The 24689-nt window shown below is 40.8% G+C and carries 28 protein-coding genes; 19 read left to right on the top strand and 9 right to left on the bottom strand.

What is annotated here, in order from left to right:
• Nucleotides 1–131: 131 nt before the first annotated feature.
• From mecA to pepF, 4 genes are all read left to right on the top strand, one after another.
• Nucleotides 132–800: an adaptor protein MecA gene (gene mecA, locus OTG27_RS10155; RefSeq protein WP_034314498.1), complete on the top strand. Its 669-nt coding sequence runs from the start codon at nucleotides 132–134 to the stop codon at nucleotides 798–800.
• A gap of 90 nt (nucleotides 801–890) precedes the next feature.
• Complete coding sequence (gene cls, locus OTG27_RS10150) at nucleotides 891–2399, top strand: cardiolipin synthase (protein ID WP_258248796.1); 1509 nt, start codon at nucleotides 891–893, stop codon at nucleotides 2397–2399.
• A gap of 98 nt (nucleotides 2400–2497) precedes the next feature.
• Complete coding sequence (locus tag OTG27_RS10145) at nucleotides 2498–3706, top strand: competence protein CoiA (protein WP_268936820.1); 1209 nt, start codon at nucleotides 2498–2500, stop codon at nucleotides 3704–3706.
• Nucleotides 3707–3873: 167 nt separating this feature from the next.
• Nucleotides 3874–5691 (top strand): oligoendopeptidase F, encoded by a 1818-nt coding sequence (gene pepF, locus OTG27_RS10140; RefSeq protein ID WP_063577054.1) that lies wholly within the window; start codon nucleotides 3874–3876, stop codon nucleotides 5689–5691.
• Nucleotides 5692–6615: 924 nt separating this feature from the next.
• On the opposite strand, the gene OTG27_RS10135 is transcribed toward pepF, so the two are convergent.
• The 4 genes from OTG27_RS10135 to OTG27_RS10120 form a co-directional block, all read right to left on the bottom strand.
• Entirely contained in the window at nucleotides 6616–7509 is an 894-nt protein-coding gene (locus OTG27_RS10135) for a ClpXP adapter SpxH family protein (RefSeq protein WP_082201283.1), read from the bottom strand.
• Complete coding sequence (locus OTG27_RS10130) at nucleotides 7506–7910, bottom strand: globin domain-containing protein (protein WP_053534150.1); 405 nt, start codon at nucleotides 7908–7910, stop codon at nucleotides 7506–7508. Before OTG27_RS10130 ends, OTG27_RS10135 begins: the two co-directional genes overlap by 4 nt.
• Before the next feature lie 205 nt (nucleotides 7911–8115).
• On the bottom strand, nucleotides 8116–8781 hold the full coding sequence (locus OTG27_RS10125; RefSeq protein WP_308789438.1) for a lytic transglycosylase domain-containing protein: 666 nt from the start codon (nucleotides 8779–8781) through the stop codon (nucleotides 8116–8118).
• A gap of 22 nt (nucleotides 8782–8803) precedes the next feature.
• The gene (locus OTG27_RS10120; protein WP_268936818.1) at nucleotides 8804–9382 is read right to left on the bottom strand and encodes a CYTH domain-containing protein; all 579 of its coding nucleotides are present in this window, start codon (nucleotides 9380–9382) and stop codon (nucleotides 8804–8806) included.
• A gap of 319 nt (nucleotides 9383–9701) precedes the next feature.
• Here OTG27_RS10120 and yjbM point away from each other — a divergent pair, with 319 nt between their 5' ends.
• The 3 genes from yjbM to OTG27_RS10105 are packed head-to-tail and all read left to right on the top strand — an operon-like array spanning nucleotide 9702 to nucleotide 12098.
• Nucleotides 9702–10322 (top strand): GTP diphosphokinase, encoded by a 621-nt coding sequence (yjbM, locus tag OTG27_RS10115; RefSeq protein WP_034314484.1) that lies wholly within the window; start codon nucleotides 9702–9704, stop codon nucleotides 10320–10322.
• Nucleotides 10323–10371: 49 nt separating this feature from the next.
• Nucleotides 10372–11166 (top strand): NAD kinase, encoded by a 795-nt coding sequence (locus OTG27_RS10110; RefSeq protein WP_268936817.1) that lies wholly within the window; start codon nucleotides 10372–10374, stop codon nucleotides 11164–11166.
• A 17-nt stretch (nucleotides 11167–11183) separates the two neighbouring features.
• A complete protein-coding gene (locus OTG27_RS10105; RefSeq protein WP_268936816.1) occupies nucleotides 11184–12098 on the top strand; it encodes an RluA family pseudouridine synthase in 915 nt (304 codons plus the stop codon).
• Nucleotides 12099–12190: 92 nt separating this feature from the next.
• Here OTG27_RS10105 and prpE read toward each other — a convergent pair whose 3' ends face one another.
• Nucleotides 12191–12934 carry a bis(5'-nucleosyl)-tetraphosphatase PrpE gene (prpE, locus tag OTG27_RS10100; protein ID WP_057278897.1) on the bottom strand — a complete coding sequence of 248 codons (744 nt, stop codon included), beginning with the start codon at nucleotides 12932–12934 and terminating at the stop codon, nucleotides 12191–12193.
• Between the two features lie 119 nt (nucleotides 12935–13053).
• On the opposite strand from prpE, the gene mgtE reads away from it, so the two are divergent.
• From mgtE to spoVIF, 11 genes are all read left to right on the top strand, one after another.
• The gene (gene mgtE, locus OTG27_RS10095; protein ID WP_034315491.1) at nucleotides 13054–14430 is read left to right on the top strand and encodes a magnesium transporter; all 1377 of its coding nucleotides are present in this window, start codon (nucleotides 13054–13056) and stop codon (nucleotides 14428–14430) included.
• Nucleotides 14431–14563: 133 nt separating this feature from the next.
• Nucleotides 14564–15337, top strand: a complete 774-nt coding sequence (gene fabI, locus OTG27_RS10090; RefSeq protein ID WP_034314473.1) for an enoyl-ACP reductase FabI — start codon at nucleotides 14564–14566, stop codon at nucleotides 15335–15337.
• A gap of 306 nt (nucleotides 15338–15643) precedes the next feature.
• A complete protein-coding gene (locus OTG27_RS10085) occupies nucleotides 15644–15958 on the top strand; it encodes a hypothetical protein (RefSeq protein WP_268936815.1) in 315 nt (104 codons plus the stop codon).
• Between the two features lie 11 nt (nucleotides 15959–15969).
• Nucleotides 15970–16542 (top strand): hypothetical protein, encoded by a 573-nt coding sequence (locus tag OTG27_RS10080; RefSeq protein WP_098185133.1) that lies wholly within the window; start codon nucleotides 15970–15972, stop codon nucleotides 16540–16542.
• A 14-nt stretch (nucleotides 16543–16556) separates the two neighbouring features.
• Nucleotides 16557–16922, top strand: a complete 366-nt coding sequence (locus tag OTG27_RS10075; protein WP_034314467.1) for a DUF1360 domain-containing protein — start codon at nucleotides 16557–16559, stop codon at nucleotides 16920–16922.
• A gap of 293 nt (nucleotides 16923–17215) precedes the next feature.
• Complete coding sequence (locus tag OTG27_RS10070; protein ID WP_048686567.1) at nucleotides 17216–17713, top strand: YhcN/YlaJ family sporulation lipoprotein; 498 nt, start codon at nucleotides 17216–17218, stop codon at nucleotides 17711–17713.
• Nucleotides 17714–17730: 17 nt separating this feature from the next.
• Nucleotides 17731–18201 (top strand): stage V sporulation protein AC, encoded by a 471-nt coding sequence (spoVAC, locus tag OTG27_RS10065; RefSeq protein WP_268936814.1) that lies wholly within the window; start codon nucleotides 17731–17733, stop codon nucleotides 18199–18201.
• A gap of 3 nt (nucleotides 18202–18204) precedes the next feature.
• On the top strand, nucleotides 18205–19230 hold the full coding sequence (gene spoVAD, locus OTG27_RS10060) for a stage V sporulation protein AD (RefSeq protein WP_268936813.1): 1026 nt from the start codon (nucleotides 18205–18207) through the stop codon (nucleotides 19228–19230).
• Between the two features lie 16 nt (nucleotides 19231–19246).
• Nucleotides 19247–19603, top strand: coding sequence for a stage V sporulation protein AE (gene spoVAE / locus OTG27_RS10055; RefSeq protein ID WP_048686576.1), 357 nt, complete (start codon nucleotides 19247–19249; stop codon nucleotides 19601–19603).
• Between the two features lie 102 nt (nucleotides 19604–19705).
• A complete protein-coding gene (locus OTG27_RS10050) occupies nucleotides 19706–19858 on the top strand; it encodes a YjcZ family sporulation protein (RefSeq protein ID WP_268936812.1) in 153 nt (50 codons plus the stop codon).
• 113 nt (nucleotides 19859–19971) lie between these two features.
• Nucleotides 19972–20226: a sporulation-specific transcription regulator SpoVIF gene (gene spoVIF, locus OTG27_RS10045; protein ID WP_034314458.1), complete on the top strand. Its 255-nt coding sequence runs from the start codon at nucleotides 19972–19974 to the stop codon at nucleotides 20224–20226.
• Between the two features lie 120 nt (nucleotides 20227–20346).
• On the opposite strand, the gene OTG27_RS10040 is transcribed toward spoVIF, so the two are convergent.
• Nucleotides 20347–22620 (bottom strand): ATP-dependent helicase, encoded by a 2274-nt coding sequence (locus OTG27_RS10040; RefSeq protein WP_268936811.1) that lies wholly within the window; start codon nucleotides 22618–22620, stop codon nucleotides 20347–20349.
• A 151-nt stretch (nucleotides 22621–22771) separates the two neighbouring features.
• Between OTG27_RS10040 and OTG27_RS10035 the strand changes: the two genes are divergently transcribed.
• The gene (locus OTG27_RS10035) at nucleotides 22772–23062 is read left to right on the top strand and encodes a hypothetical protein (RefSeq protein ID WP_264640564.1); all 291 of its coding nucleotides are present in this window, start codon (nucleotides 22772–22774) and stop codon (nucleotides 23060–23062) included.
• A 54-nt stretch (nucleotides 23063–23116) separates the two neighbouring features.
• Here OTG27_RS10035 and OTG27_RS10030 read toward each other — a convergent pair whose 3' ends face one another.
• From OTG27_RS10030 to OTG27_RS10020, 3 genes are all read right to left on the bottom strand, one after another.
• Nucleotides 23117–23605, bottom strand: a complete 489-nt coding sequence (locus OTG27_RS10030; RefSeq protein ID WP_063577043.1) for a spore coat protein — start codon at nucleotides 23603–23605, stop codon at nucleotides 23117–23119.
• A 232-nt stretch (nucleotides 23606–23837) separates the two neighbouring features.
• Entirely contained in the window at nucleotides 23838–24101 is a 264-nt protein-coding gene (locus OTG27_RS10025) for a hypothetical protein (protein WP_034314453.1), read from the bottom strand.
• Nucleotides 24102–24260: 159 nt separating this feature from the next.
• Entirely contained in the window at nucleotides 24261–24689 is a 429-nt protein-coding gene (locus OTG27_RS10020; protein WP_034314452.1) for a GNAT family N-acetyltransferase, read from the bottom strand.

Here is a 24689-nt window from a genome sequence, read left to right as displayed (position 1 = left end):
GATGTAAAATAGTCTGTTTTAATGACTATCATGATTTACAGTATTCACTTACGGGTAAAGAGCTTTTAAGAGCAATTTTCGCTTGGGGGTTATTATCCCTTCAAAATTAGAAAGGAAGGGAGAGGGGAATCATGGAAATCGAACGCATTAATGACGATACAGTAAAATTTTATATTTCCTATATAGATATTGAGGAAAGAGGCTTTGATCGCGAAGAAATTTGGTACAGCCGCGAGCGAAGTGAGGAACTTTTTTGGGAAATGATGGATGAAGTGCATCAGGAAGAAGAATTCATGATTGAAGGACCCTTATGGATTCAAGTTCAAGCCCTTGAAAAAGGCTTGGAAGTTTTGGTCACAAAAGCCCAGCTTGCCAAAGATGGTCAGAAACTCGAGCTGCCTCTTTCAGATGATAAGTTAAGGGATTTGAATGTATCAGACAAGATGGATACGCTTCTTGATCAACATTTTCATGGCAAAGATGAAGAAAGCGGTATGACATTCGAAGATGGTATGATTGAATTCATCACGACTTTCGAGGATTTCGAAGATGTCATTTCATTAAGCAAACGTCATGGCTTGGATGATTGGACGACTAAACTTTATGTTTATCAGAATAAATATTATCTTTATATCGAATTTTCCGAAGCGGAGATTGATGAGGAAGAAATCGATAATGTTCTAAGTCTTTTATTGGAATATAGCCAGGAGTCGCCTATAACGGTGCACATGCTTGAAGAGTACGGAAAGATAGTTATCGAAAATGATGTATTCACAACGGTCGATAAATATTTCGCATAGACTGTTGAGGCCGATTTCAGTAGAAATCGGCCTTTTCGTCTAAGGGGGTTTTTTTAGTGTTCCTGTGTTTGTTAATTGGAGGGAGTCTAGGTGAAGAATATAGTTGGCATCGGTCTGCTTATTCTCATGTTGGTCAGCACTTGGCATTTTCTGTTAAATGGCGTTGATGGCGGGCTGATTTTTTATTCTAGCCTTATTTTGACCATTTTTTTGGTGATAATTGGATTCAACATTTTCCTCGAAAATCGAGATCCCATCCAGACCATAACATGGCTTGTTATTTTTTGCGCTTTCCCATTCATCGGTTTCATTTTTTACTTTTTGTTTGGCCGTAATTTTCGGAAAGATAGGATATTTCGCAAGAAGTACTTTTTGGATAAACAGACTTTCGTGAAAATAAGCGGCGAAGCGGGATATAATGAACAAATTATGGAAATGGGCGAGCACCCTCAGCAGTTAATCACTCTTGCAAATAGGCTGGGGAATAGCCCTGTATCATTTACGACCGAAACCAGGGTTTTACGGAATGGTGAGGAGACATTTTCCAATATCATCGAAGAATTAAAAAAAGCAAGACATCATATTCATTTAGAATATTATATTGTTAGGGATGACCGTATTGGCGGACTGCTAAAAGACATCTTGATACAAAAAGTAAAAGAAGGGGTAAAGGTCCGTTTTCTCTATGATGCGGTTGGTTCCTGGAAGTTAGCCCGATCTTATATCGATGAACTGAAGAATGCGGGAGCCGAAATGGTGGCCTTTGGTCCGTTGCATCTCCCTTTATTAAATAATAAATTCAACTTTCGCAACCATCGTAAAATAATTGTGATAGATGGCTCTGTCGGTTTCATCGGCGGCCTCAATATAGGGGATGAATATTTGGGACAAGACCAGAAATTCGGTTCTTGGCGGGATACGCATCTCATCATAAAGGGGGAAGCGGTCAGGACGTTACAGCTCATATTTCTGCAGGATTGGTATTATAGCACCAACAATAGTTTTTTAAGCGATGAATACCTCATGACCGGAATGCCGAACCATCACGGATATGGCGGAGTTCAATTGATTGGCGGAGGGCCGGATAGTGAATGGACGATCATTAAAAGCATTTTTTTTAAGATGATCACTTCAGCAGAAAAGTCCGTCTGGATTGCCTCCCCGTATTTCGTTCCTGATGACAATATCTTACAAGCGTTGAAGGTGGCTGCTTTAAGTGGTTTGGATGTCAGGCTTCTCGTCCCGAAGAACCCCGATAAACGTATCGTATTTCATGCTTCGAGAACTTATTTTCCCGAATTGCTTGCCTCTGGAGTTCGTATATTTCAATATAAAGAAGGCTTCATGCATAGTAAAATCATCATAGTGGATGACCAAATGGCATCAATTGGGACAACCAATATCGATATGAGAAGCTTTCACCTGAATTTCGAGGTCAATGCATTTCTTTACCGGACGGAAAGTGCTCAGCAGCTGGTGAATGATTACATGGAAGATATAAAGGTATCCAAGGAAGTGGAGATTGATGAGTTTTCCAAACGAAATTTCGGTTTGAAATTATTGGAGTCCACTTGCCGATTGCTTTCACCCCTTCTTTAGATAGTAACTCTCTTTTATGCCGTTCAGGCATTTTTTTTTTGCACATTAAAAGGAATCCTAAGCGAACCAGGCGAATGTAGTGGGTGAGGAGGAGATGTATGCTAACTGCGATAAATAAAGATGGGACTTGGATCACCCTCCCTGAAAAGATACCGGCAAACATGATTGATGACTGGAGAAAGTCAGCAGATTATTACTGTCCATGCTGCAAGATGGAATTGACCATCAAAGCGGGCAGTGTAAGGGTTCCGCATTTCGCCCATAAAAATAGTTCTTCATGCCGTGCTTCTTCAGAACCGGAATCCGCTTATCATTTAATGGGAAAAAGAAAATTGTTTCAGTGGTTTTTATCACATGGTTATCAAGTGGATCTAGAAGCCTACCTTCCCGAAATTAAGAAAAGGACTGATATTTTAGTGAGGATAGGAGGTAATCGTTATGCGATAGAATTTCAATGCTCAGTTATCCCCGAGACGGAATTCATGGAAAGGTCAAGAGCCTATCAAAGCATAGGCATTAAACCAATCTGGATCCTCGCTGCAAAAAGTTTAAAAAGGAAAAGCTATTATGAATTCAGTATATCCCGCTTCCAATGGCTCTTCGTCACCGGCAGCTTCCATCATCCGTTTCTTTGGATGTATTGCCCGGAAACTGATCATTTATCAGTATTGAAGAACCTCACTCCTTTTACCCCTAGAACCGTCTTTGCCGAATTGACAACAGCTTCTCTAAAGCTCCTTCCCCCTAGTCGGGCAGTGCCCCAAAACTGCTTTCGTTTCCCTTTTCTGCCTGTATGGAGATATAAACGGAATGGCTGGTCGCTCCATCGAGTGAAAACAGCACGCAGATGCGATCCTTTTTTCGAAGCCCTATATTTACATCATATTTCACCTGCGACACTTCCAATTGAAGTGGGTGTTCCCGTCAGAGGGATGCTGTTGATCGAAACTGCCTCAATCGAATGGCAGGCATGGTTATACATGGATGCGTTTCAAGAGAAAAGAACAGGGGAAAAGATTTATATGGCTGATATTATCCGCATTTTTAGAAAGCGTTCAAAAAATGGGGAAATAAAGTTCAGACCGTTGCCATTGCTTCATGAAAAAACCATCGAGTATCCTATTGATCAATATATCGTGATTTTGGAACAATTGGGTTATTTATCAAAGCTGGAAGAAGGGGTTTTTAAAATTGAAAAGGAATTTACCCTTCCCTTCACCAGTGATCAAGCTCAAATTTTGGAAAAAGATTTCTATGATAAGCATAAATTGATGATGGAAAAGGGGAATATCCAGTATAATCAGTGATGACATCTCAATTTATCTTGAATTCAGATGAAATGGCAGGATTATTTTTGTAAATCGAGAAATAGTAATAAGAACTGGGAATTAAACAGAATGAAGCATTGCAGTGTACAATCCGGTTTAATGAGTTAGCCCAATGGCAAGTTTCTATAGAATGGGGAGGAATTTTTATGGCACAGGAAACAAAAACGAATACATTACCTTCAAGAAGTGAAATAGCTCCTGAAGATACGTGGAGACTGGAAGATATCTTCGCAACCGAGGAAGATTGGGAAGCTGCCTTCAAAGCGGTAAAGGAAGACCTCAAGAAAGCGGAGGCGCATAAAGGGACGTTGGGAGAAAGCGCAGAAAAGCTATTTGCGGCCCTCCAACTCCAAGATGAGGTTTTCGAGAAGCTAGGGAAAGTTTATTCTTATTCACATATGCGCAATGATCAAGATACAACCAATCCATTTTATCAAGGGATGGAGGATCGGGCAAAAGCTTTATACGCACAGGCAGCGGCTGCGTTTTCATATATGGTTCCTGAACTATTGAGTATTGACGAAAGTAAAGTGGAAGGGTTTTTGGAAGAAAAAGAAGAATTGAAATTATATAAACATTCTTTAGAGGAAATTAATCTTCAGAGACCCCATATCCTATCAGCAGAGCAGGAAGAACTATTGGCGCAGGCATCAGAAGTACTCGATGCATCGGGTAATACTTTCGGTATGCTTAACAATGCCGATCTGAAATTCCCGACCATCAAGGATGAAGAGGGAAATGAAGTGGAAATTACTCACGGAAGGTATATCAGATTTCTTGAGAGTGAAGATCGCCGTGTACGTGAGGAGGCATTTAAAGGGGTATACAGCAAGTACGGGGAGTTCCGTAATACATTTGCTTCAACACTGTCAGGTGAGGTGAAAAACCACAACTTCAATGCCACGGTTCGAAAATATGATTCAGCACGCCAAGCGGCGTTAAGTAATAATAACATTCCGGAGACCGTATACGATAATCTCGTTAAAACGGTCAACGACAACTTGCCATTACTGCACCGTTATCTTGATTTACGTAAAAAGGTACTGGAATTAGATGAACTTCATATGTATGATTTATTCACTCCTCTTGTTAAAGAAGTGAAGATGGAAGTGACATATGACGAGGCCAAAGATTATGTCCTTAAAGGTCTTGCTCCGCTAGGGGAGGACTATTTGAACGTTTTGAAAGAGGGATTTGAAAACCGTTGGGTCGATGTGCATGAGAACAAAGGGAAACGAAGCGGTGCCTATTCTTCGGGGACATACGGGACGAACCCTTATATTCTAATGAACTGGCAAAATAACGTCAATAACTTATTCACGCTCGTTCATGAGTTTGGGCATTCGGTCCATAGCTACTATACACGTAAACATCAGCCATATCCATACGGGAATTATTCAATATTTGTAGCGGAAGTTGCATCTACTTGTAATGAAAACCTGTTGAATGATTATTTACTGAATTCGATCGAAGATGAAAAGAAACGCATCTATTTACTGAACCATTACCTGGAAGGCTTCCGTGGCACATTGTTCCGACAAACGATGTTTGCTGAGTTTGAACATACCATTCATTTAAAAGCTCAAAATGGAGAAGCGTTGACGGCGGATATGCTTACTAAGGAATATTATGGGCTGAACAAGAAATACTTTGGCGAGAATGTGACCATTGATGAAGAAATCGGTTTGGAATGGGCTCGTATTCCACACTTCTACTATAATTACTATGTTTATCAATATGCAACTGGAATCAGTGCAGCAACAGCATTGAGCAAGCAAATCCTTGAAGAAGGAGAGCCTGCTGTCAAAAGGTATCTGGAGTTCCTGAAATCAGGAAGTTCCGATTATCCGATTGAAGTACTCAAAAAGGCCGGCGTCGATATGACAAAAGCCGAGCCTGTACAAGAAGCCATGAATGTATTCGAAGAAAAATTAAATGAGTTGGAAGAACTTTTGAATAAATAGGATGTGGATAGGACCCGAGCATTTCGGGTCCTTTTCATCTTTATCTGGATGTCCGTCATAATCCTTTAAAACGATTTCTCTGATTTAAGCTATGAAGAATTATGAACAAAACAAAAAATAAGATAGGGGAGGTAAAATACAGAGGAATGAGGTCCATGATACCGAGTAGCTGGACAAATAGCGACCCCATCAAGAGTATGAGTAGAATAAAGCCTTTCAATTTGGTCACCTCCAACCTGGCAGCAGTAAAAACTCATCTGCTCATTATTAGATAGTATGTTTTAGAATAAGCAGTATTCTAAGAATATGACAATAATGTGAAGTCGCGCACAAAGTTCTTGCAAATAAGGTGTGTAATCTGCTATAGTACAGATATAGAAGTTATCACATCCCAAACATATACCCCTTTGTTTGTTCGTCGTGAAATTTCTCCTATCCCCTTAATCGTATAAATAGGTGAAAACCCCAGCAAATTTCGTGATTTGCCGGGGTTTTTCATGCCATGAAATATAATGGTACCGGTAGTAATAAAAGTTGAGCGTTAGCTGAATGAATAAAAAGAAATGTTTAGCCATTGTGATTCATTTCACAAATAGACTCAATCCCATACTAAATCAGCTATCAAAACACGTATGGCCTAAAAATTAAAACCGTCTCTTATTTAGCTATATATACTAGAAAGGATAATAAAACACGAACAATATATATTGTGAACAATTTGTGAAAAGTTACACATATGGTTGAAACATAAATGGGTTATCTGTTATATTGTATATTGTGAAGTGAATCACAAACAAACTTATACCCCTTTGTTTGATCGTGAAAAATTTCTCCCATCCCCTTATTTCTTATAATAAAAAAACCATGCAATCTTTTGATTTGCATGGTTTTTCCTTTTTAATATATAACAAAGAAGCGTCAAATTCATGACTGTTTCTTTGTGTATCTCCAAAACGTTCCGTATTTAGCTGGAATTTTCTCTGCCAACTGTTTTAAAACAAGCTTTTTCATTTCCAACTCGACGGTATTCTTACTCATATTATAAACCGTTTCAATCTCCTTTGTGGCCACTAGTTTGAAACAGCTTAGAAATTCTTCGAGAGAGGGAGGGGGTGCGGGGGCTGGAAGACCATTCAGCATATCTTCTAAAATTTGAACATATACCTCGTAAGAATAGACACCTGAAACCTTTATTCCCTCTTCTTCAATATTTTGATTGAAAAAGACAAGGGAAGGTATTTCAGTCACTTCCATTTCACTTGTGATTTTCATGTCACATTGAAAGCCTTTTGCTGCACTGGAAGAATTGATGTCATAAAGGAATTCCTCCACATCCAAACCGACCATTTTGGCACATTCGGTCAAGACCTCGATATTGGATATATCCTTTTTACCTATGAATACATATTCTTGAAGCTGCCTTAAAAAACGAATGGCCAATTTACGGCCCTGCAATTCCGCTGCCTTTATTGCGATGGAAGCTGTATATGGAGAAGAGATTGGGTTTTCAGACCAAAGGCTCCCGTCGCAGGACATTCCCGAGCGGCTGGCTGTCTTTTCCCAAACTTGAGCAAGGTTTTCATAATTTTTATTTTTCCCCATATTAAGAGAATCGATTTTACCGCTTAAAACATGGCGTAAACTGAACAGTTGGCCATATTCTATCTGTAATTTCCTAATAATTGGTTCTAAGCCCCAGCATTCGGGACAAAGCGGATCAACAAAAACATAAATTTCAATTGGCTTTTTTCCTATTTCATAGCAATGCTGCGTCTTGATCCAATCGGAAATATTGAAAACTGGTTTTTGTGCGCTCAACTGTCTTCTCCTTTCCCGTCAGTTCCGGATGTATTGATCATATGCTGTGCCGTCAAATAGAGGCGGTGATAGAAAAACTCCCTAATCTCACCTTCAAGGCCAACTTCGTCCATTGCTTGATACATGCATGAGAGCCACGCTTTCGCACGTTCTGGTGTAATTTCAAAAGGTATATGTCGAGCCCGCAACATAGGATGGCCATGCTCTTCGGTATATAAAGAGGGACCGCCTAAATATTGAGTCATAAATTGTTTTTGCTTACGGACCGTTTCAGTTAAATCGTCAGGGAATATTGGCTGCAGATCCGGGTGTTGACTAACGTTGGAGTAAAACACATCAATTAATTTGTGTAATTGCCCTTCTCCAATTAATTCATATGGTGTAGGGTTCCCTTGCATCATGTTGATTACTCCTTTTAAAGAAAGATGGTTGATATTTAATCATATTTTATCAATGACGTACTGATATAACAAATATATAGCTTATAGAAAATTTTACATCTGTAGTATGACACAGGGAAATGATCGAAGATGACAGCATTTGAGGAGCTTTACCATTTGTTCAAGAAAAAACTGACCCATCATAAATAAACAGGGTCAGCTTGCTTTAGCTTGAAAATGTGCCATAAACTTTTTGGACATAGTTCTGAGTTTCTTTAAAAGGAGGGATGCCGTTATATTTATCGACATTTCCTGGCCCAGCATTATATGCAGCAAGGGCAACCTGAATGTTCCCGTCATAACGAGCCATCATTTGACTTAAATATTTACTCCCGCCCATGATGTTTTGTTCTGGATCGGTTGCATCATCCACCCCAAGGCTTTTTGCAGTTGCTGGCATTAACTGCATAAGGCCGGTTGCACCCGCATAACTGGTGGCTTCAGGGTTGAAGTTCGATTCTTGTTTAATAACAGACTTAATCAGTTTTTCGGGGAGATTATATAAACTTGCCGCCTGGCTGATGATATGATCATAGTTTGTTGCGTTTCCGCTGCTCTGATTGTTAGCATGGGCAGCGGAAATCGGGTTGATGTTCGACGTCAGGCCGATGGGTTGAAGAAAGGACTTCTTCGCTTCCGTTTCCACATTGGATAATAAGGAACCCAATGTCTGCGAAGCACCTTTTAGAGCATCACCCGAAACCAATGCCGAGAGCATGTCCTGGAAAACGGATCGAGATGAATTTGTATTTTTGATGTTGCCGTTCGTGAATTGCTGGATTGCCTGCAATTCCATAAACGTTTTGAAATCTTGGATTTTCAAACTCTCCACCTCCGAATGGGTTCAAACAGGATTATTTTTGGAATTTGGCACGATAAAACCTCTTAACTTTATTTTCGGTTTCCCTTACCGGAATTTTAAGGGTTTCAAGGAGGGTCAGGAAGTTTTTTTTCCCGGCTTTTGCATCCGACACTTCATATTCAAGCTCAAAGTCTTCCTGATTCAAATACGAACTATGGTCTAAAACGAGCAGTCCCTCTTTGTAAGGAAATTCAAAACGGTCTGTCTGTAGTGTCCCAAAGCAGGTAAAGTCTTTTGGATCAATTCCGCACTCGAGGATAAGATGTCGGATCTCGCCATCAGGGAATATGTTATGTTTCAGGAAGCTATATGCGGTTTCTTCAGGAATATCTTGATTCGTTTCCAATAATCCTTCTTTAGCGGGCTGTTTTAAAGTCAGCTCGTATCGCCCATTTTTCTCCCTGATCCTAAGTGCAGAGTCTTGCTGTTTCAAAGAGAATCCAAGTGTATCGAAGTAATGGTTTTTCTGTGTTTTAAAGTTCGATGCCCCGACATGAAAGTATTCGATCAGTTGACGAAATTCTTTTTCGCTTAAGAGGTTTTTAAATTCAATTTCAATATGCTGGTTCATGTGTCCCATCCTTTCTCGCTGATTCTTAGGTTAATCATATAAGAACCATTCCAGCTGTCAAATTGAATTCAATAATTTTTTGCTATTGTACTTGAATTTTTAGGAATCAATTGCAGGATATGATAAAATATAAACGTTGAGCACGAGAATTGGTCAATCGTATATATAGAAATTTAATACATATTCTTTGCTAGAGAAAGATTTAATAGGAACCAGTGGTGAATTGGCATAAAGTCATTTGGCTGCTGGGTTTAGGAGAGCGTTCTGCCCATACCAGAGTTGAACAGGCGCTTTTTAGATAGATATAGGTGGTGTGGCAATGGAGAGTTGGGACGATTTCTTGGCGCCTTATACTCAGGCTGTCGAAGAATTGAAGGTTAAGCTAAAGGGTTTAAGGAAACAGTTTGAGAGAGAGAATATTCACTCACCGATCGAATTTGTAACAGGCAGGGTAAAGCCGATTGTCAGCATATTGGATAAGGCGAGCCTAAAGGACATTCCCATTGATAAATTGGGAACTGAGATCCAGGATATTGCAGGGCTTCGCATGATGTGCCAGTTCGTGGATGATATCGAACAGGTGGTTGAACTTTTACGAGGTCGAAATGACTTCGAGATAGTCGAGGAGAGGAATTATATTTCCCATAAAAAAGCTAGCGGCTATCGTTCTTATCATGTTGTAATCCGCTATCCGGTCCAGACGATCCATGGCGAAAAGAATATCCTTGCCGAAATTCAAATCAGGACTCTTGCGATGAATTTTTGGGCGACGATTGAACATTCTTTAAATTATAAATATAAAGGCATTTTCCCGGAAGATATTCAACTGCGACTCAAACGTGCAGCTGAAGCTGCCTTCCTGCTTGATGCAGAGATGTCACAAATCCGTACGGAAATCCAGGAAGCCCAGCGTCTTTTTTCCCGGAAGAAAGATTCTTGAACAAATAAATGGGTAAACGAGAAGAAATCTAAACTGAAGGTGGGATTACATGAAATTTGCGATTACGTCAAAAGGAGATGCGAAATCGAATACTTTAATGCAAAGGATGCGAACGTATCTTCAGGACTTTCATTTGGAATATGACGAAGATCAGCCGGATATTGTCATTTCTGTCGGTGGTGATGGCACTTTATTATATGCTTTTCACCGTTATAAGAATCGATTGGATAAAACCGCCTTTGTTGGAGTACATACAGGACATCTTGGGTTTTATGCAGATTGGACCCCTGATGAAATCGAAAAATTGGTGATAGCTTTAGCCAAAACCCCATTTCAAATAGTGGAATATCCACTGCTCGAAACGATTGTCCGTTATCAGCATGGAGGACGGGAAAACAGATATTTGGCTTTGAATGAATCGACAGTCAAAAGTGTTGAAGGGACGCTCGTAATGGACGTTGAAATACGCGGCCAGCATTTCGAGACGTTCCGTGGAGATGGTTTATGCATTGCGACGCCATCTGGAAGCACGGCGTATAATAAGGCGCTTGGCGGGGCCATCGTCCATCCATCAATCGATGCCATCCAGATTACCGAATTGGCATCCATTAATAACCGGGTGTTTAGAACGGTAGGATCTCCACTTCTGCTGCCGGCACATCATACATGTATGTTCAGGCCGGTCAATGCGGTCAATTTTCAAATTACGGTCGACCATTTGTCCTTGCTTCAGGAAAATGTAAAGTCGATACAGTGCCGGGTGGCAGATGAAAAGATCCGATTTGCCAGATTCCGCCCTTTTCCTTTCTGGAAAAGAGTGCATGATTCATTTATTGCTAATTAAGGAGATAGACTCACCTCATGTCAAATCAAAACTTTTCTTTGACCTGGTCGGTTTCTGAAGAGGATTCTGGCTCTTTATTGCGAGAGTTTCTCAGCAAATGCGATATTTCAAAACGAGCATTAACGGATATTAAGTTTAAAGGTGGATATATCCGGTTGAACGGCGAAGAAGTAACCGTAAGGGAACGGATTGAAACAGGTGACACCGTCACCGTCATATTCCCGCCGGAGAAGGCAAGCGAAGGCCTTTTACCGGAACCGATCCCCCTGGATGTCAGGTATGAAGATGAGTTTGTATTGGTGGTGGCCAAGCCCCCTTTCATGAATACCATTCCTTCCCGCGAGCATCCCAACGGCAGTCTGGCGAATGGCTTGGCGGGTTATTATAGGAAGACGGGAGTACAGGCGACGATCCATATAGTTACACGTCTTGACCGGGATACATCAGGTCTGGTTTTAATTGCCAAGCACCGGCATATCCATCACCTATTAAGTGAACAGCAAAAATCAGGACAGGTTAAACGGAGATACCAAGCCATAGCTGAGGGGATCGTTGAAGGACCTGTAGGAGAGATAGTGGCGCCAATCGGACGAAAATCGACCAGCATCATCGAACGGGAAGTTAGGGAGGATGGCCGGCATGCCTGTACCCTATTTAAGGTATTGGCACACACAGAGTCCCATACATTCCTTGATTTGGAACTCCAAACAGGGCGTACGCATCAAATCAGGGTCCATATGGCTCATATTGGTCACCCGCTGGCTGGTGATGATTTATATGGAGGGAACAGGAGAGGTATACCTCGCCAAGCCCTGCATTGTTTTGAGCTGAAATTTTTACATCCTTTCACAAAGAAGATGATGTTGTTTCAAGAAGAGTTGCCAGAAGATATGTCCCGTTTGCTCGATGCAAGTAAAGGATGGGATTCCTGATTTTATAACGGGGCACATTAAAACGAACGATTCAGGATTTTGAAAAAAATCATGGACGCAAAAAAACTCACCAAGATGGCGAGTTTTTTTGGTTAATCAAAAGATGTCCTGAATTTTTCCGCTATATATGGCATGGTTGAAGGCACTTCTTGAAGATCCATTTCGGGATAACGGACAGCCGTCAGTTTTCCACCGAAGACGCAGCCTGTATCAATATTGTATGTATGATTGACTTGTCTAGCTTCAGGGACAGGTGTGTGGCCATATACGATCCAAGATTCCCCTTTGTATGATTTGGCCCAGTCTTTCCTGACCGGAGACCCATCCGGATGTTTGGAGCCATTTATATCACCATAGAGGACAAAGGTTTTTACTTTACTGCTATATTGACCAATATAGTCACTGCGAATTCCTGCATGGGCAATGATCAATCGCCCTTCATCCATGATTTGATAAAGTGGGGAGCGTTCATATAGATCCATGAATTTTTTTCGGATTTTCTTTTGCTCCCGACTGTTCAGTGATTCATATTCAGCTACAGTAGTTTCTAAACCGTGTGATATTTGTACTTTATTGCCTGAAAAATAACGATACAATTTATTGCAATGGTTACCTGGGGCATACCTTGCTATATTTTGGTTAATGACTAATTCATGGACAACCTCGATTACTTGAAGGGAATTGGGACCGCGATCGGTTAAATCCCCTACAAAGCCGAGAATCCTTCCAGAGGGATGTACAGGAACCCCAGTCTCCCATGTATAGCCCATTTTTTCGGTCAGCTGCCTGAATTCAGCGAAACATCCATGAATGTCCCCTATGATATCGATGTTCATTTGACACATCCTTTGTTTGTTTTGTATATGTTTATGGTATTAGTATAGTATTATTTAAAAAATAAAATATAAACGAAGAAATGAAAAATTTGTTTTAGGAGGTGTATGTTATGGAGGAGATGAAGGACCGGGAGAGGGAGCGGGAGAGTAGTCAAGTGAATAACGAGTTTTTGCTTGAAGCGCTTAAAACGGAAAATCTAGATCAGTTCCGTACGGAGTTCCTCGAAATGCATCCTTATGATCAGGCTCAATTTTATACAAGCTTGTCAGATGAATTCAGATCCGTCATTTACACATATTTGTCACCGGAAGAAATGGCGGACCTTTTTGAGAATATAGAAATAGATGAAGAGGATTATGAAAGCCTGTTGGCTGAAATGAATCCTTCTTACGCAGCCGATATGCTTTCCCATATGTATGCGGATGATGCTGCTGACGTCCTGAATGAAATCAATGATGAGCAGGCCGTCAGCTATTTGACCATCATGGATGATGAAGCGGCAAGCGAAATCCAGGAACTTCTGAATTACGAAGAATCTACGGCAGGAAGTATCATGACGACAGAGTTCATTGCCATTGAAGCAAATGAAACGGCTCGATCAGCCATGCAGATCTTAAAAAGGGAAGCTCCGGATGCGGAAACGATATATTATGTGTTCGTTACCGATCAGGAAAAGAAGCTGCTTGGTGTTTTATCGCTCAGGACTTTGATCATTGCAGATGAAGATGCTTTAATTGGTGATTTAATGGATGACAGGGTAGTTTCCGTACCTGTATCTGAAGACCAGGAAGAGGTGGCACGAAAAATAAGGGACTATAACTTCCTTGCCGTGCCGGTCGTCGATTTCCAGAACCATTTGTTAGGGATTATTACGGTTGATGATATCATTGATGTCATGGATGAAGAGGCATCCGATGATTATTCTAAACTCGCCGGTATATCTGATCTGGATCATGTTGATAAGAGTCCATTTTCAGCTGCAAAAAAACGGCTCCCATGGTTGGTCATCCTCTTGTTCTTAGGCTTGCTGACTGCGAGTTTGATCGGGCGATTCGAAGAGACACTAAGCCAAAAAGCGATTCTGGCTGTATTTATCCCATTGATTGGCGGCATGGCTGGAAATACAGGAACACAAGCATTGGCAGTGGCGGTCAGAGGAATCGCAACAGGTGAATTAGAACAGGAAAGCAAGTGGAAACTAGTCCTTCGAGAGGCTGGAACTGGCCTTATTATTGGTCTGACATGCGGAATTGCCATCATTTTCATCGTCTATTTTTGGCAAAAAGATTTAATGCTGGGGTTATTGGTCGGTATTTCGATTTTCATAACTCTGATCGTTGCCACACTTGCCGGTTCAATCGTCCCGCTTCTCATGCATAAAATGAAAATCGATCCAGCAGTAGCTTCAGGTCCTTTCATTACAACTATAAATGACCTTATCAGTATTCTTATTTATTTCGGATTAGCAACATTATTAATGGGCTATTTACTATAAGTCAAAGACGGCCCTCCTGGAGGGTCATTCCCAGAGGACTTTAGAAAACGGTGTTTTTATCAAAGGAAATTTGATATACTGTCATTAGTAGCAGGTACTAATAACTTGTATTAAAAATAGGAGGTCACATACGATGACTTTTTCATTAGAGGGAAAAACGTTTGTCATAATGGGTGTTGCGAATAAAAGAAGTATTGCTTGGGGAGTTGCCCGTTCCTTACATAAAGCAGGTGCAAAGATGATTTTCACTTACGGAAAAGACCGTACGGAAAAAAGCGTTAGGGAACTATCTTCTACATTGGAAGGGGAGCCCTCCATCATTTTACAATGTGATGTAACGAAGGATGAAAGCATTGAAAAATGTTTTGCGACGATTAAGGAAGAAACAGGTATCATTCATGGCGTGGTACACAGTGTCGCATTCGCTAACAAGGAAGAACTGGACGGTGAGTTCGTCAATACGAGCCGTGAAGGGTTCTTGCTTGCCCATAATATCAGTTCATTTTCTTTAACGGCTGTAGCTAAAGCAGCGAAAGAAATCATGCCGGAAGGCGGCAGCATCGTCACAATGACGTATCTTGGCGGTGAACGGGTCATGCCTAATTATAATGTAATGGGAGTGGCTAAGGCTTCACTTGAAGCCAATGTCCGTTACCTGTCAAGTGATCTTGGCAAAGATAACATTCGAGTGAATGCTATTTCAGCGGGACCTATCCGTACCCTATCCGCAAAAGGTGTTCGCGACTTCAATACCATTTTAAAGAAGATTGAAGAAGAAGCACCGCTTCGCCGTACAACGACACCAGAAGAAGTAGGGGATACGGCAGTATTTTTATTAAGTGACATGTCCCGCGGGATTACCGGGGAAAATATCCATGTGGATTCCGGTTACCATATAATCGGATGAGAGTAAAAGAAGGGGACCGATATCGGTCCCCTTTTTTATTGATTTTCCACTCCTCAGAAATCCTTAATTACTGTATCCTCATTTGAAATCTATCCGATTCTTTTCATCTTCAAATGTTTTAGTTTTCTCCATAAATGCCCAGCATATCCAAGCTTGGTTGATGTCCTTTTTTGAAGGAGTGTCACATCTCCAGCATAAAGAAGGGTGAGTTTCATATAAATGATACATAGAGCGGATATTCATTGTTTGCGAGAATCGGCATAAAGCTGCTTTCAACCCTATTCGAGAAAAAGAAGGAGGGGTATCATGGATGTGGAAAAAGTTGGAATGCCTTGTGCTGATGGAAAACAAACTATACAAAATACGCTGAAGAGACATATCAATTTACATGGAAAAAATATCAGCACTTCATATACCGCCGAGGAATTGGTGGAGCTATTGTCCCGACTTCCAGCCTTTGCACCTAAGCCTGTTTGTAAGTTCATCATCAATGACCGTACACTATTCGGGAAATTGGAACAAAAAAAAGAATCCAGTTTGTTCATAAGGCATAAATTCGGGAAAAAAGTTGTCAAATACCAAATGGAACAGCTGCAGTCCGTGGATATTCTGAAATATTAAGGAGGGTTTTCATGTCAGGGAAAAATGGCGATAAGGAATCCAAACCACTTATATATGTCGATCAAGCAAAAATATCAGATCTGCGTGGAAATATGCAAAGTGATTTTCGAACGAAAAAGGCTAAACCTCAAGACAGCGCTGAGCCGGAACTTCAGGAAGAAGCCGAGCATAAAGAAGAAAAAATCGAACAGGTCAAACGCGAATTTGGTGTTTATGATGCCATGAAGGAAATTGAAAAAGAGATTACGGGATTAAGGAAAATCACGGAAGAATATGTCCCTGAGCAAGCTCCGGTTGAAAAAATGGAACATCCTGAACAAATAGAACAGGAAAATGAAAAGCCAGTTAAGAGAAAAAGGAAAAAGGTGGAGAAGAAAGAATCATCCCGTGACATCATTTCCCGCCTATCCAATCATCAAGGTTTTCCAAAACCATTATGTGAGGCTGTAATTAACGGAGAAAAGCTTCGGTTTCATGTGTTGGGCATGAGAGGGGAATCAGTGAAAATTAAAAGAGGGAACCATATCCGTTTCGTGGGTCTGCCGGATATCATCGATGCCAAAATAATTGAAGAATCCAAGTGAAGGAGCAATATTAAATGTTTCCCCCACAAAGTGAATTTACCTTATTTATCATATTAGGCTTGGCTTCCTTCAGGCTGACACGCTTGATCGTTTTCGATAAAATCATGGAGCCGCTGCGCAGCCCCTTTTTTAAAGAGATAGAGGAAAAAAATGAAGAAGGAATTGTTGAAATATTTTTAATGCCCAAAGAAAAGGGTCTGCTGGGGTGGATTGGTCAATTGCTAAGTTGTTTTTGGTGTGTGGGTGTCTGGGTCAGCCTTTTTCTGGTTTTCCTTTATATCCAACATTGGTTTATAGGCGACGTACTGATATTGATCCTTGCCGTTGCAGCAGTAGGAGCGATAATTGAGGTCATAATCAGCAAAATTATGGACATTTGATTGGAAACAACTTGTCTAATCATTCATATAGTATGATATAGATCTTAAAGGAGGAGTCATGAATTGAATCAGAAACAGAATAATCCATGGGCATATGCAAAACCGATAAAAAAAGATCAGCCAATCAAAATCAAGAAAGATTGTGGCTGTAATAATAACAATAAAAATAAAGGCTATTGAGTGAAAAAACCTTTCCATTTTGGAAGGGTTTTTTTATTTCCTAATCCTACCATTCATAAAAAAACCGTTAAACAAGAAAATAACAATAGAACGATAAATTAGGATGTGATTCTATGTTCAGACAAGGAAGATATTTTAAAGGAAGCTGGCTGATTTTTATAGTTGTTTTGTGTGTGCTTACGGCGTGCAGCAATCAGAATGATGGAAAAACGGAGAATTTCGCGATGATTAAACGTACGAATCCTGAACCGATGGATATCATTAATGGAATGGATGAGAAGGATGAAAAGGGACTGATCTCAAAGGTAAAGGAAACAGTTGCTAATGAAGACACAATCTATGACGTGATCGTCGTGAAAAACGACAAAAAGATTATCGTCGCTTATAAAGTTAAGCACTTACAACGTTTTCATATGAAGAAAATTGAAAAGACTGTGACTGAAAATCTGGAAGAGAAGTTTCCCAAAAATGATTTTATCGTATCTAGCGATTATAAAATCTTTTTGGAATCGGTAAGGTTGAACGAGTTACTTAAGAAAAAAGATGTACCCGAGAAAAAGGCAAGGAAGAAGTTCAAGGAAATTGAAGAACTTCAAAAAGAATTAATTTAGAAGAGAGGTTCAGCAATATGAGCGGCAAGGATAAAACGACCCCAATACAGGATGCGTATCAGCAGCTCCAAGGGAAGCATGAAATTAAAAGACCGATAGTGAAGAATTGTTTGAAGGCCTTTTTAGTAGGTGGTATTTTCTGCATAGTGGGACAAGCCATTTCCTATTTCTATATTTATTTTTTTAACTTTACGGAGCAGACAGCAGGAGGTCCGACAACGGCCACCATGGTGTTTCTGGCCCTTTTGATGACCGGTTTCGGGTTTTACGACCGCATTGGCCAGTTTGGGGGGGCAGGGAGTGCCGTCCCTGTCACTGGGTTCGGTAACGCAGTCATTTCGGCAGCAATCGAACATCGGACGGAAGGTTTTGTACTTGGAGTTGGATCCAATATGTTTAAATTGGCCGGATCGGTCATTTTATTTGGAGTATTTTCAGCCTTTGTCGTGGCGTTGATAAAAACGATTTACCTAATGAGTGGGGGCTAAGCGGTGTTAAAGGGAAAACAAACATGGATGTTCACCAATAAACCGGTCATCTTGGAAACAGGTGTAACAGGCGGGCCATTTGAAGCTAATGGAGAAATCGCTGGTGATTTCGATATTTTATACGACGATTTGTGGATGGAGCAGGATTCATATGAGAAGGCTCATCGGCATTTGATGGAGAAAGCGGTAGAGCTTGCATTGGAGAAAGGCAAGATTGACAAGGAGCAGGTACAATTTTTCTTGGCGGGTGATTTAATCAATCAGGTTACACCGACAAGCTTTGCGGCCAGAACCAATGGAATTCCATATTTCGGCTTGTTTGGAGCCTGTTCCACATCGATGGAAGGGCTTGCTCTAGCTGCCTTCATCACTAATTATGGCGGTGCTAACTATGTGTTGACAGGTGCATCGAGCCACAATGCAGCTGTTGAAAAACAATTTCGCTATCCAACTGAATATGGCGGGCAAAAACCACCTACAGCCCAATGGACGATAACCGGAGCGGGGGTGGCGCTGGTTGCTCCTAATGGAAGCATGCAAGGGGAATTTCCCCATATTGTCTCCGCCACTATCGGAAAGGTCATTGACATGGGATTGAAAGATCCTTTCAATATGGGGGGAGCGATGGCCCCGGCGGCCGCCGATACGATACTTGCCCATTTCAAAGATACTGGTTTGACCCCGGATGATTACGATTTCATCATTACCGGTGATTTAGGTCAAATAGGGAGGGAGACAGCTCTTGACTTATTAAAGCAAAAGGGCTGTGATATCAATCAGGAAAAATTCAAGGATTGCGGGTTGATGATTTTCAAAAAGGACCAGCCTGTTTTGGCTGGCGGGAGCGGTGCGGGATGTTCGGCAGTGGTATTATACGGTCATATACTGAATGAAATGATTTCCGGCAAATATAAAAAAATCCTCCTTGTCGCAACAGGAGCATTATTGTCGCCGCTTTCCGTCCAGCAAAAAGATACGATTCCGTGCATTGCCCATGCTGTAGCAATTGAATATGGGATGAATTCATGAAAAAGGAGGGATTTCGATGTTAGCAATGTTTTTTTGGGCCTTTGTCATCGGTGGCTTGATCTGTGTAGTCGGCCAGCTTCTTTTCGATGTTGCTAAGCTGACACCGGCACATACGTTAAGCTTGTTCGTTGTAATAGGAGCTGTTCTTGGCGGATTTGATTTATATGAGCCGCTTGTTAACTTTGCCGGTGCCGGAGCAACCATACCGATCGTTTCGTTCGGGAACTCGCTGGTGAACGGGGCGATGATGGAATCGGAAAAACATGGGCTCGTTGGCGTACTGACAGGTATGTTTGAAATTACGAGTTCCGGTATCTCTGCAGCAATCGTTTTTGGATTCATCGGAGCATTGGTTTTCAGGCCAAAAGGGTGAAACAAGGGGAAATAGGCAGCTTGGAATAGGACATGGCCTATACATATTTGTCCAGACCTACATATGTTATCAGTAAGCTTTAGCGAGAGCGAGGTGATATGTATGTTTGGTTTTGGTGGCTACGGTTGTTGTGGCGGCGGCGGTTATGGATACGGCGGCGGTTATGGCGGAGGATACGGTGGCGGAGGTTCCACTTTTGCGATAATCGTTGTATTGTTCATCCTATTGATCATTGTAGGGGCTTCTTTCTGCTAAGGCGTAAAAGGAATAGGCAGAAGAAGCCTATTCCTTTTATTTTTTTTGTATGGGCCAAGCACTTTTTTCTGATAATGCCATAGGATAGGTACAGAAAAGGGAGGGGCTTAAGTATGGATAATAACTTTTTTAAAAACATAGAAGGTAAAACCGGCGTAAATATGAAAGATGTATTAGAATTGGCAAACTCGCTGCAAGGAGCCAACTTCAAAGATGAAACAACGGTTAGAAACGTCATTAAGCGTGTTTCAAAAATAGCGAATAAACCGGTCAATAAGGAAACTGAGGATAAAATCGTTCATTCCATCGTAGCTGAAGGGAATAAACTTGATTTCGGGACGATATCCAATATGATAAATAAAAAATGAAAAAGGGCCTGCTATTATGCAGGCCTTCAGACTGCAGACAAACTTGAAAGAAAGCGAGTTTGTCTGCAGTTTTTTAAACTAAAAAAGTCCATTTGCAAGATTTATAGCATCGGCTTTTGGTCAAAGCTTCAGAAAACGTGATGGATGGGCAGTCCGTCCGCGTCTAGTTTGCAGGATGGAAAGGTAAAGGTCCTTTTTAGCCCTGGTTGCCGCTACATAGAGCAATCGTCTTTCCTCTTCAAGAGGGGATAGTTCCCCTTTTCGGTAAGATTCAAGTGCGAAATCATGAGGAATGCTGCCATCGACAGCAGCAAGGACATATACGGTTTGATATTCAAGCCCTTTGGAACGATGTATGGTGGTAAGCTGTATGGCGTCCTTAAAGTGTTTCGAAAGCTGTTTAATCTCTTGGACCATCGCAGTCATATGATCGACATGTTCAATGAAAGCGGCGACGGTTGGAAAACGATTTGCCGCCACCTTTAAGTCACGGATGTCATCGGATCCTTTTTCCAGGTTCGCATCATTACCGCGTTTTTTTACATATTCCTGGTATCCTAAATCTTTCTCGATGATCTCTAACGCTACGAGTGGCGACATAATTTTTAAAGACCGAATCTGTTCAGGAATCGTTTTTAATTTTCGTTCTTGAAAAGCATGTCCAGTCTTAACAAAAGCAAATGCATCGATGAAGTCACAATCCTGCAATATTGTCATTGCTTTTAACTCTTGTAATATACTTTGCTTTAAGAATAGGGAGGAAAGGACTTCAGATGCTGCCTTGCTGTCATGCGGGAACAAACTCAAGCGCATAAAGGCAAGCATGCCGCGAATGACCTTGCGCTGATAAAACGAATCCGCATCCTTTTCAATGACGAATGGCAGATTGGAAGCGGCAAGACGTTCAAAAATGGCCCTGGACATCGTGTGTGTCCTGTACAATACTGCAAAGTCCCCAGGGTTTGCTCCCTTGGATATTTTCTCTTGGATATCGGATACGATCATCGTCGCTTCCAATTCTTCATCATAAGGATAAAATAAAACAGGTGGATTTCCTGAATCATGCTGTGCCCTCATCTTTTTCTCCATCCGGTTCTGGTTTCGCTTGATCAAGCGGTTCGCAGTAGCGACAATTTCATGGGAAGAGCGGTAATTCTCCGTCAGCTTCACCACTTGGGATCGAGGGAAGTCATGATTGAAATTCAAAATATACTTCGGATCGCTTCCGCGGAATGAATAGATGGATTGGTCATCATCTCCAACCGCACATACATTTTTTGATTCAGCAGAGAGGAGTTTTATCAATTCATATTGAACTTTATTGATATCCTGGAACTCATCTACCAAAAAATAGTTAAACCTTTGCTGATATTTCTTTAAAAAATCTGGGTGATTTTTTAAAAATACATAACAGCCTACAAGCATATCATCAAAATCATACTTCCCTGTTTGCTGTTTATATTCTTCATATTTCTTATATAAAAATAAACACGATTTCTCCCAATCGTCCTTAGGTTGAATATCTTCTGGAAAGGCCAAAGAGTTTTTCCAAAGCCCGATTTGTTGAAGGGCCTGATCATATGCAAATTCCTTATCATCAAGTTCCAATTCCCTGCCAGCCTGTTTCAATACCTTTTCTTTTTCCCACTCCCACTTCAATAGGAAATCGCGCTGCCATTTGGCTGGTTCGTGGAAAATCAGGATTTTATAAAAGATGCTATGAAAGGTCCCGCTAACGATTTGAGAAACAAGGGAGGGCGTCATATAGGGATAACCGAGCAGACGCTGCTGCATTTCCTTTGCGGATTTCGCCGTAAATGTTACAAGCATGATACTTTTGGGATCAATCTTTTTCACTGTGAGCATATAGGCAGTGCGTACCGTCAATACGCGGGTTTTCCCGCTGCCTGCTCCTGAAAGGACAAGGATGGGTCCATCGATCGTCATTACCGCTTTGAGTTGCTCTGCATCGAGAACAACCCCTGAAGAGGATAATTCTTGAAAGTATGGTTCCTCTGATTGTGCCATGTCATATGGTTTATCTGAATATTTCGGATTGCCGGTTATGGGGCGGCTTTTAAGGAAAGGTTCGGTAATGGTTTTCGTTTCAGTAATGGTTCGTGATGTTGGAATCCTAAATCCATTCTGTTCCATATATTCTAAGGGCTTATCTACATTTATGGATTCTGAAATTGGCATTTCACAGGGTCCCTGCGATGGGTCGCTATGATAAAAATAAGGTGTCTCATGGATTCCAATAAATAATTTCACTGGTTTATGACAAATGATACAAGAAAGCTGATCACGTTTTCCTTTTTCAAAAAGTGTCTGCAGCTCACCAGCTGAAACGGTATGTAAATGTACGATTTCATTGCCAGATTTTGCTTGATTCATATAAATGGATACCTCTAATCTATTAAAAATATCGGCAATACTCATCATACCAGAAGATTAGGAAAAAAGAATGTGGAAATCATGTTTAAATATTGTTCTGGCAGGGGAATTAAATGACAACATAACTATTTCAATATAAGGAGGGGTTACTATGGGATATATAGCACCTGTCACACAATTTGATTATATTCAATATGCCAACCGGACGGTCGAAGCTGCAGGGAAAGTAAGAATTGTTAAAGGAGCGGCACCCATTCAACCCATCCGTTTTGATCAGGTGTTGGAAAGGGAAAGCGTTGAAGGATTAAATCAAATTCAAGATAATGTTCGGGTAAGTGCATATGGAGCAGGCACATATCAACATGAAATGGGCAGGAGCGTCAGGAAAGATTTAACGGCTGGAATGACAGGAAAAGGCAGGTTCATCAACGAAATTGTCTAGTTCCTCCAGAAAGACAAAAGAGGACACGTGAAGTGTCCTTTTTGTACTGACTTCTTAAAGAATGTCTATTTCCACGATTAGGGCTAACAATAGTTGCAATAAAAGTTGGATGTTTAGAGCGATTTGTGCATCAGTTGTTGTAATGTCGATATCACGGCTGTTTTCAACAATTGTTTTTTGGCGCGTGATTTGTTTAACATTAGAAGATTGGATTAATTGTTGAGTGATCTTATCAGCATTATCAGCATCTGCAACGGAAATGCTTACGATGACCGCAATTGCAGCTTGTAGAGCAGCTTGTAGTGAGAGGGCCGCTTTAACATCCGTTGAAGTGATATTTACATTACAAGAATCTTTAATGTAAATAAGTTCTTCAGAAAGCTGAACTTGATTATTATCCTGTCTTGCATCTTGGTCAATCTTTGTGTCATCGTCGTTACAGAATCCTGAAAGGGGATGCCTGGAAGCGGAATCTAGAGCCGACCATGACCTTTCAGAGTCATCATGTGTGTTACAATTGCTACGATATACATTTTGGTTCATGTTGTTTTTTCCTCCTTAGGTTTTATTCCCTATTAAAATATGCTTTGATGGTTAATCGGGTTGGACGAATAAATCAGTTCATTCGTCTATTTTTTAAATACTTAGAGAAAGTATTAGTGTGTGGGGATGAATAATAAAGAAGCTGGAGCTTTAGGAATGAAATGTAAGTGCTGCTATGTCTCGGTTTACTTATTTCTCGCCAGCAAGTAAGGTGATTAGGTGATATGGTGCGTCATTTATTTTTGGAATCCGTGAATTTGTTGTGAATGGAATTGGTAACTGGATTAACATCATGTTCCGTGATGTTCTTTTCTTGGTTTATGATTTTTAGTGATTGCTCTTGTAAATAACGAACGGTTTCTTTAAGGTTGTTTCTCTCTTTTTCAGTTAGATCGACCTTTTCCTTTTTGAAACCATGTTTTCTCAAAGTCCTCGAAACCAGCAGCTCCATCAGTCTTTTTTGAGACTCATCCAGGTTAAAATCATTGTTACCCATAAAATTTTCCCTCCTTCTTGCTTTCTATATATAGACTATGTATTTTTGATGAGATTGCCATTGAACGGAAATGGTTTTTTTCATAAAACGATAATTTAAGTCCATGAACGAACAAAAAAAGCTGTCCAATCAGAAGACTGAAAGGACAGCTTTTTTATATCAAAAAATGGTTTTCTTCATCGTTTTATGAGGAATGCCAGCATCCATGAATTCGTCGGAAACGATCTCATAACCTAATTTTGAATAAAAAGGGATGGCATGCACTTGGGAATCAAGCTTTAATTGAGGCACTTCCTGCTGGATTGCGTATTCCTCAATAGCATTCATGATCATGGCGCCGGCACCATTCTTACGGCCCGATGACAGTACACAAATGCGCTGTACTTTACCGATGTTGTCAATGACCCTGAAGCGGCCAGCACCGATTGGCTGATGCTGCTCATCATATAAAACGAAATGTGTGGAATCTTTTTCATATTCATCGATCTCTTCTTCAAGAGGGACGTTTTGTTCTTGGACGAACACTTTTCTTCGAATCATATATGCGTTTTCAAGCTCTTGGCTGTTCTCTGCGATTTTTACAAACAC

Source organism: Peribacillus sp. AS_2, from assembly GCF_026891895.1.
GTDB lineage: Bacteria > Bacillota > Bacilli > Bacillales > DSM-1321 > Peribacillus > Peribacillus frigoritolerans.
Note: the sequence above shows the minus strand (reverse complement) of the source record. Positions and strands in the feature narration are given on the sequence as shown.

Excerpts from the sequence above, each read along its gene's own strand:
- OTG27_RS10080 (WP_098185133.1), top strand. The coding sequence starts at position 15,970 with ATGTCAGGGAAAAATGGCGATAAGGAATCCAAACCACTTATATATGTC.
- spoVAE (WP_048686576.1), top strand. The coding sequence starts at position 19,247 with ATGTTAGCAATGTTTTTTTGGGCCTTTGTCATCGGTGGCTTGATCTGT.
- yjbM (WP_034314484.1), top strand. The coding sequence starts at position 9,702 with ATGGAGAGTTGGGACGATTTCTTGGCGCCTTATACTCAGGCTGTCGAA.
- OTG27_RS10105 (WP_268936816.1), top strand. The coding sequence starts at position 11,184 with ATGTCAAATCAAAACTTTTCTTTGACCTGGTCGGTTTCTGAAGAGGAT.
- OTG27_RS10075 (WP_034314467.1), top strand. The coding sequence starts at position 16,557 with ATGTTTCCCCCACAAAGTGAATTTACCTTATTTATCATATTAGGCTTG.
- spoVAC (WP_268936814.1), top strand. The coding sequence starts at position 17,731 with ATGAGCGGCAAGGATAAAACGACCCCAATACAGGATGCGTATCAGCAG.
- OTG27_RS10025 (WP_034314453.1), bottom strand. The coding sequence starts at position 24,101 with ATGGGTAACAATGATTTTAACCTGGATGAGTCTCAAAAAAGACTGATG.
- OTG27_RS10085 (WP_268936815.1), top strand. The coding sequence starts at position 15,644 with ATGGATGTGGAAAAAGTTGGAATGCCTTGTGCTGATGGAAAACAAACT.
- OTG27_RS10110 (WP_268936817.1), top strand. The coding sequence starts at position 10,372 with ATGAAATTTGCGATTACGTCAAAAGGAGATGCGAAATCGAATACTTTA.
- OTG27_RS10145 (WP_268936820.1), top strand. The coding sequence starts at position 2,498 with ATGCTAACTGCGATAAATAAAGATGGGACTTGGATCACCCTCCCTGAA.
- mgtE (WP_034315491.1), top strand. The coding sequence starts at position 13,054 with ATGAAGGACCGGGAGAGGGAGCGGGAGAGTAGTCAAGTGAATAACGAG.
- OTG27_RS10035 (WP_264640564.1), top strand. The coding sequence starts at position 22,772 with ATGGGATATATAGCACCTGTCACACAATTTGATTATATTCAATATGCC.
- OTG27_RS10070 (WP_048686567.1), top strand. The coding sequence starts at position 17,216 with ATGTTCAGACAAGGAAGATATTTTAAAGGAAGCTGGCTGATTTTTATA.
- OTG27_RS10050 (WP_268936812.1), top strand. The coding sequence starts at position 19,706 with ATGTTTGGTTTTGGTGGCTACGGTTGTTGTGGCGGCGGCGGTTATGGA.
- OTG27_RS10030 (WP_063577043.1), bottom strand. The coding sequence starts at position 23,605 with ATGAACCAAAATGTATATCGTAGCAATTGTAACACACATGATGACTCT.
- spoVIF (WP_034314458.1), top strand. The coding sequence starts at position 19,972 with ATGGATAATAACTTTTTTAAAAACATAGAAGGTAAAACCGGCGTAAAT.
- OTG27_RS10040 (WP_268936811.1), bottom strand. The coding sequence starts at position 22,620 with ATGAATCAAGCAAAATCTGGCAATGAAATCGTACATTTACATACCGTT.
- mecA (WP_034314498.1), top strand. The coding sequence starts at position 132 with ATGGAAATCGAACGCATTAATGACGATACAGTAAAATTTTATATTTCC.
- OTG27_RS10130 (WP_053534150.1), bottom strand. The coding sequence starts at position 7,910 with ATGATGCAAGGGAACCCTACACCATATGAATTAATTGGAGAAGGGCAA.
- pepF (WP_063577054.1), top strand. The coding sequence starts at position 3,874 with ATGGCACAGGAAACAAAAACGAATACATTACCTTCAAGAAGTGAAATA.
- fabI (WP_034314473.1), top strand. The coding sequence starts at position 14,564 with ATGACTTTTTCATTAGAGGGAAAAACGTTTGTCATAATGGGTGTTGCG.
- prpE (WP_057278897.1), bottom strand. The coding sequence starts at position 12,934 with ATGAACATCGATATCATAGGGGACATTCATGGATGTTTCGCTGAATTC.
- OTG27_RS10120 (WP_268936818.1), bottom strand. The coding sequence starts at position 9,382 with ATGAACCAGCATATTGAAATTGAATTTAAAAACCTCTTAAGCGAAAAA.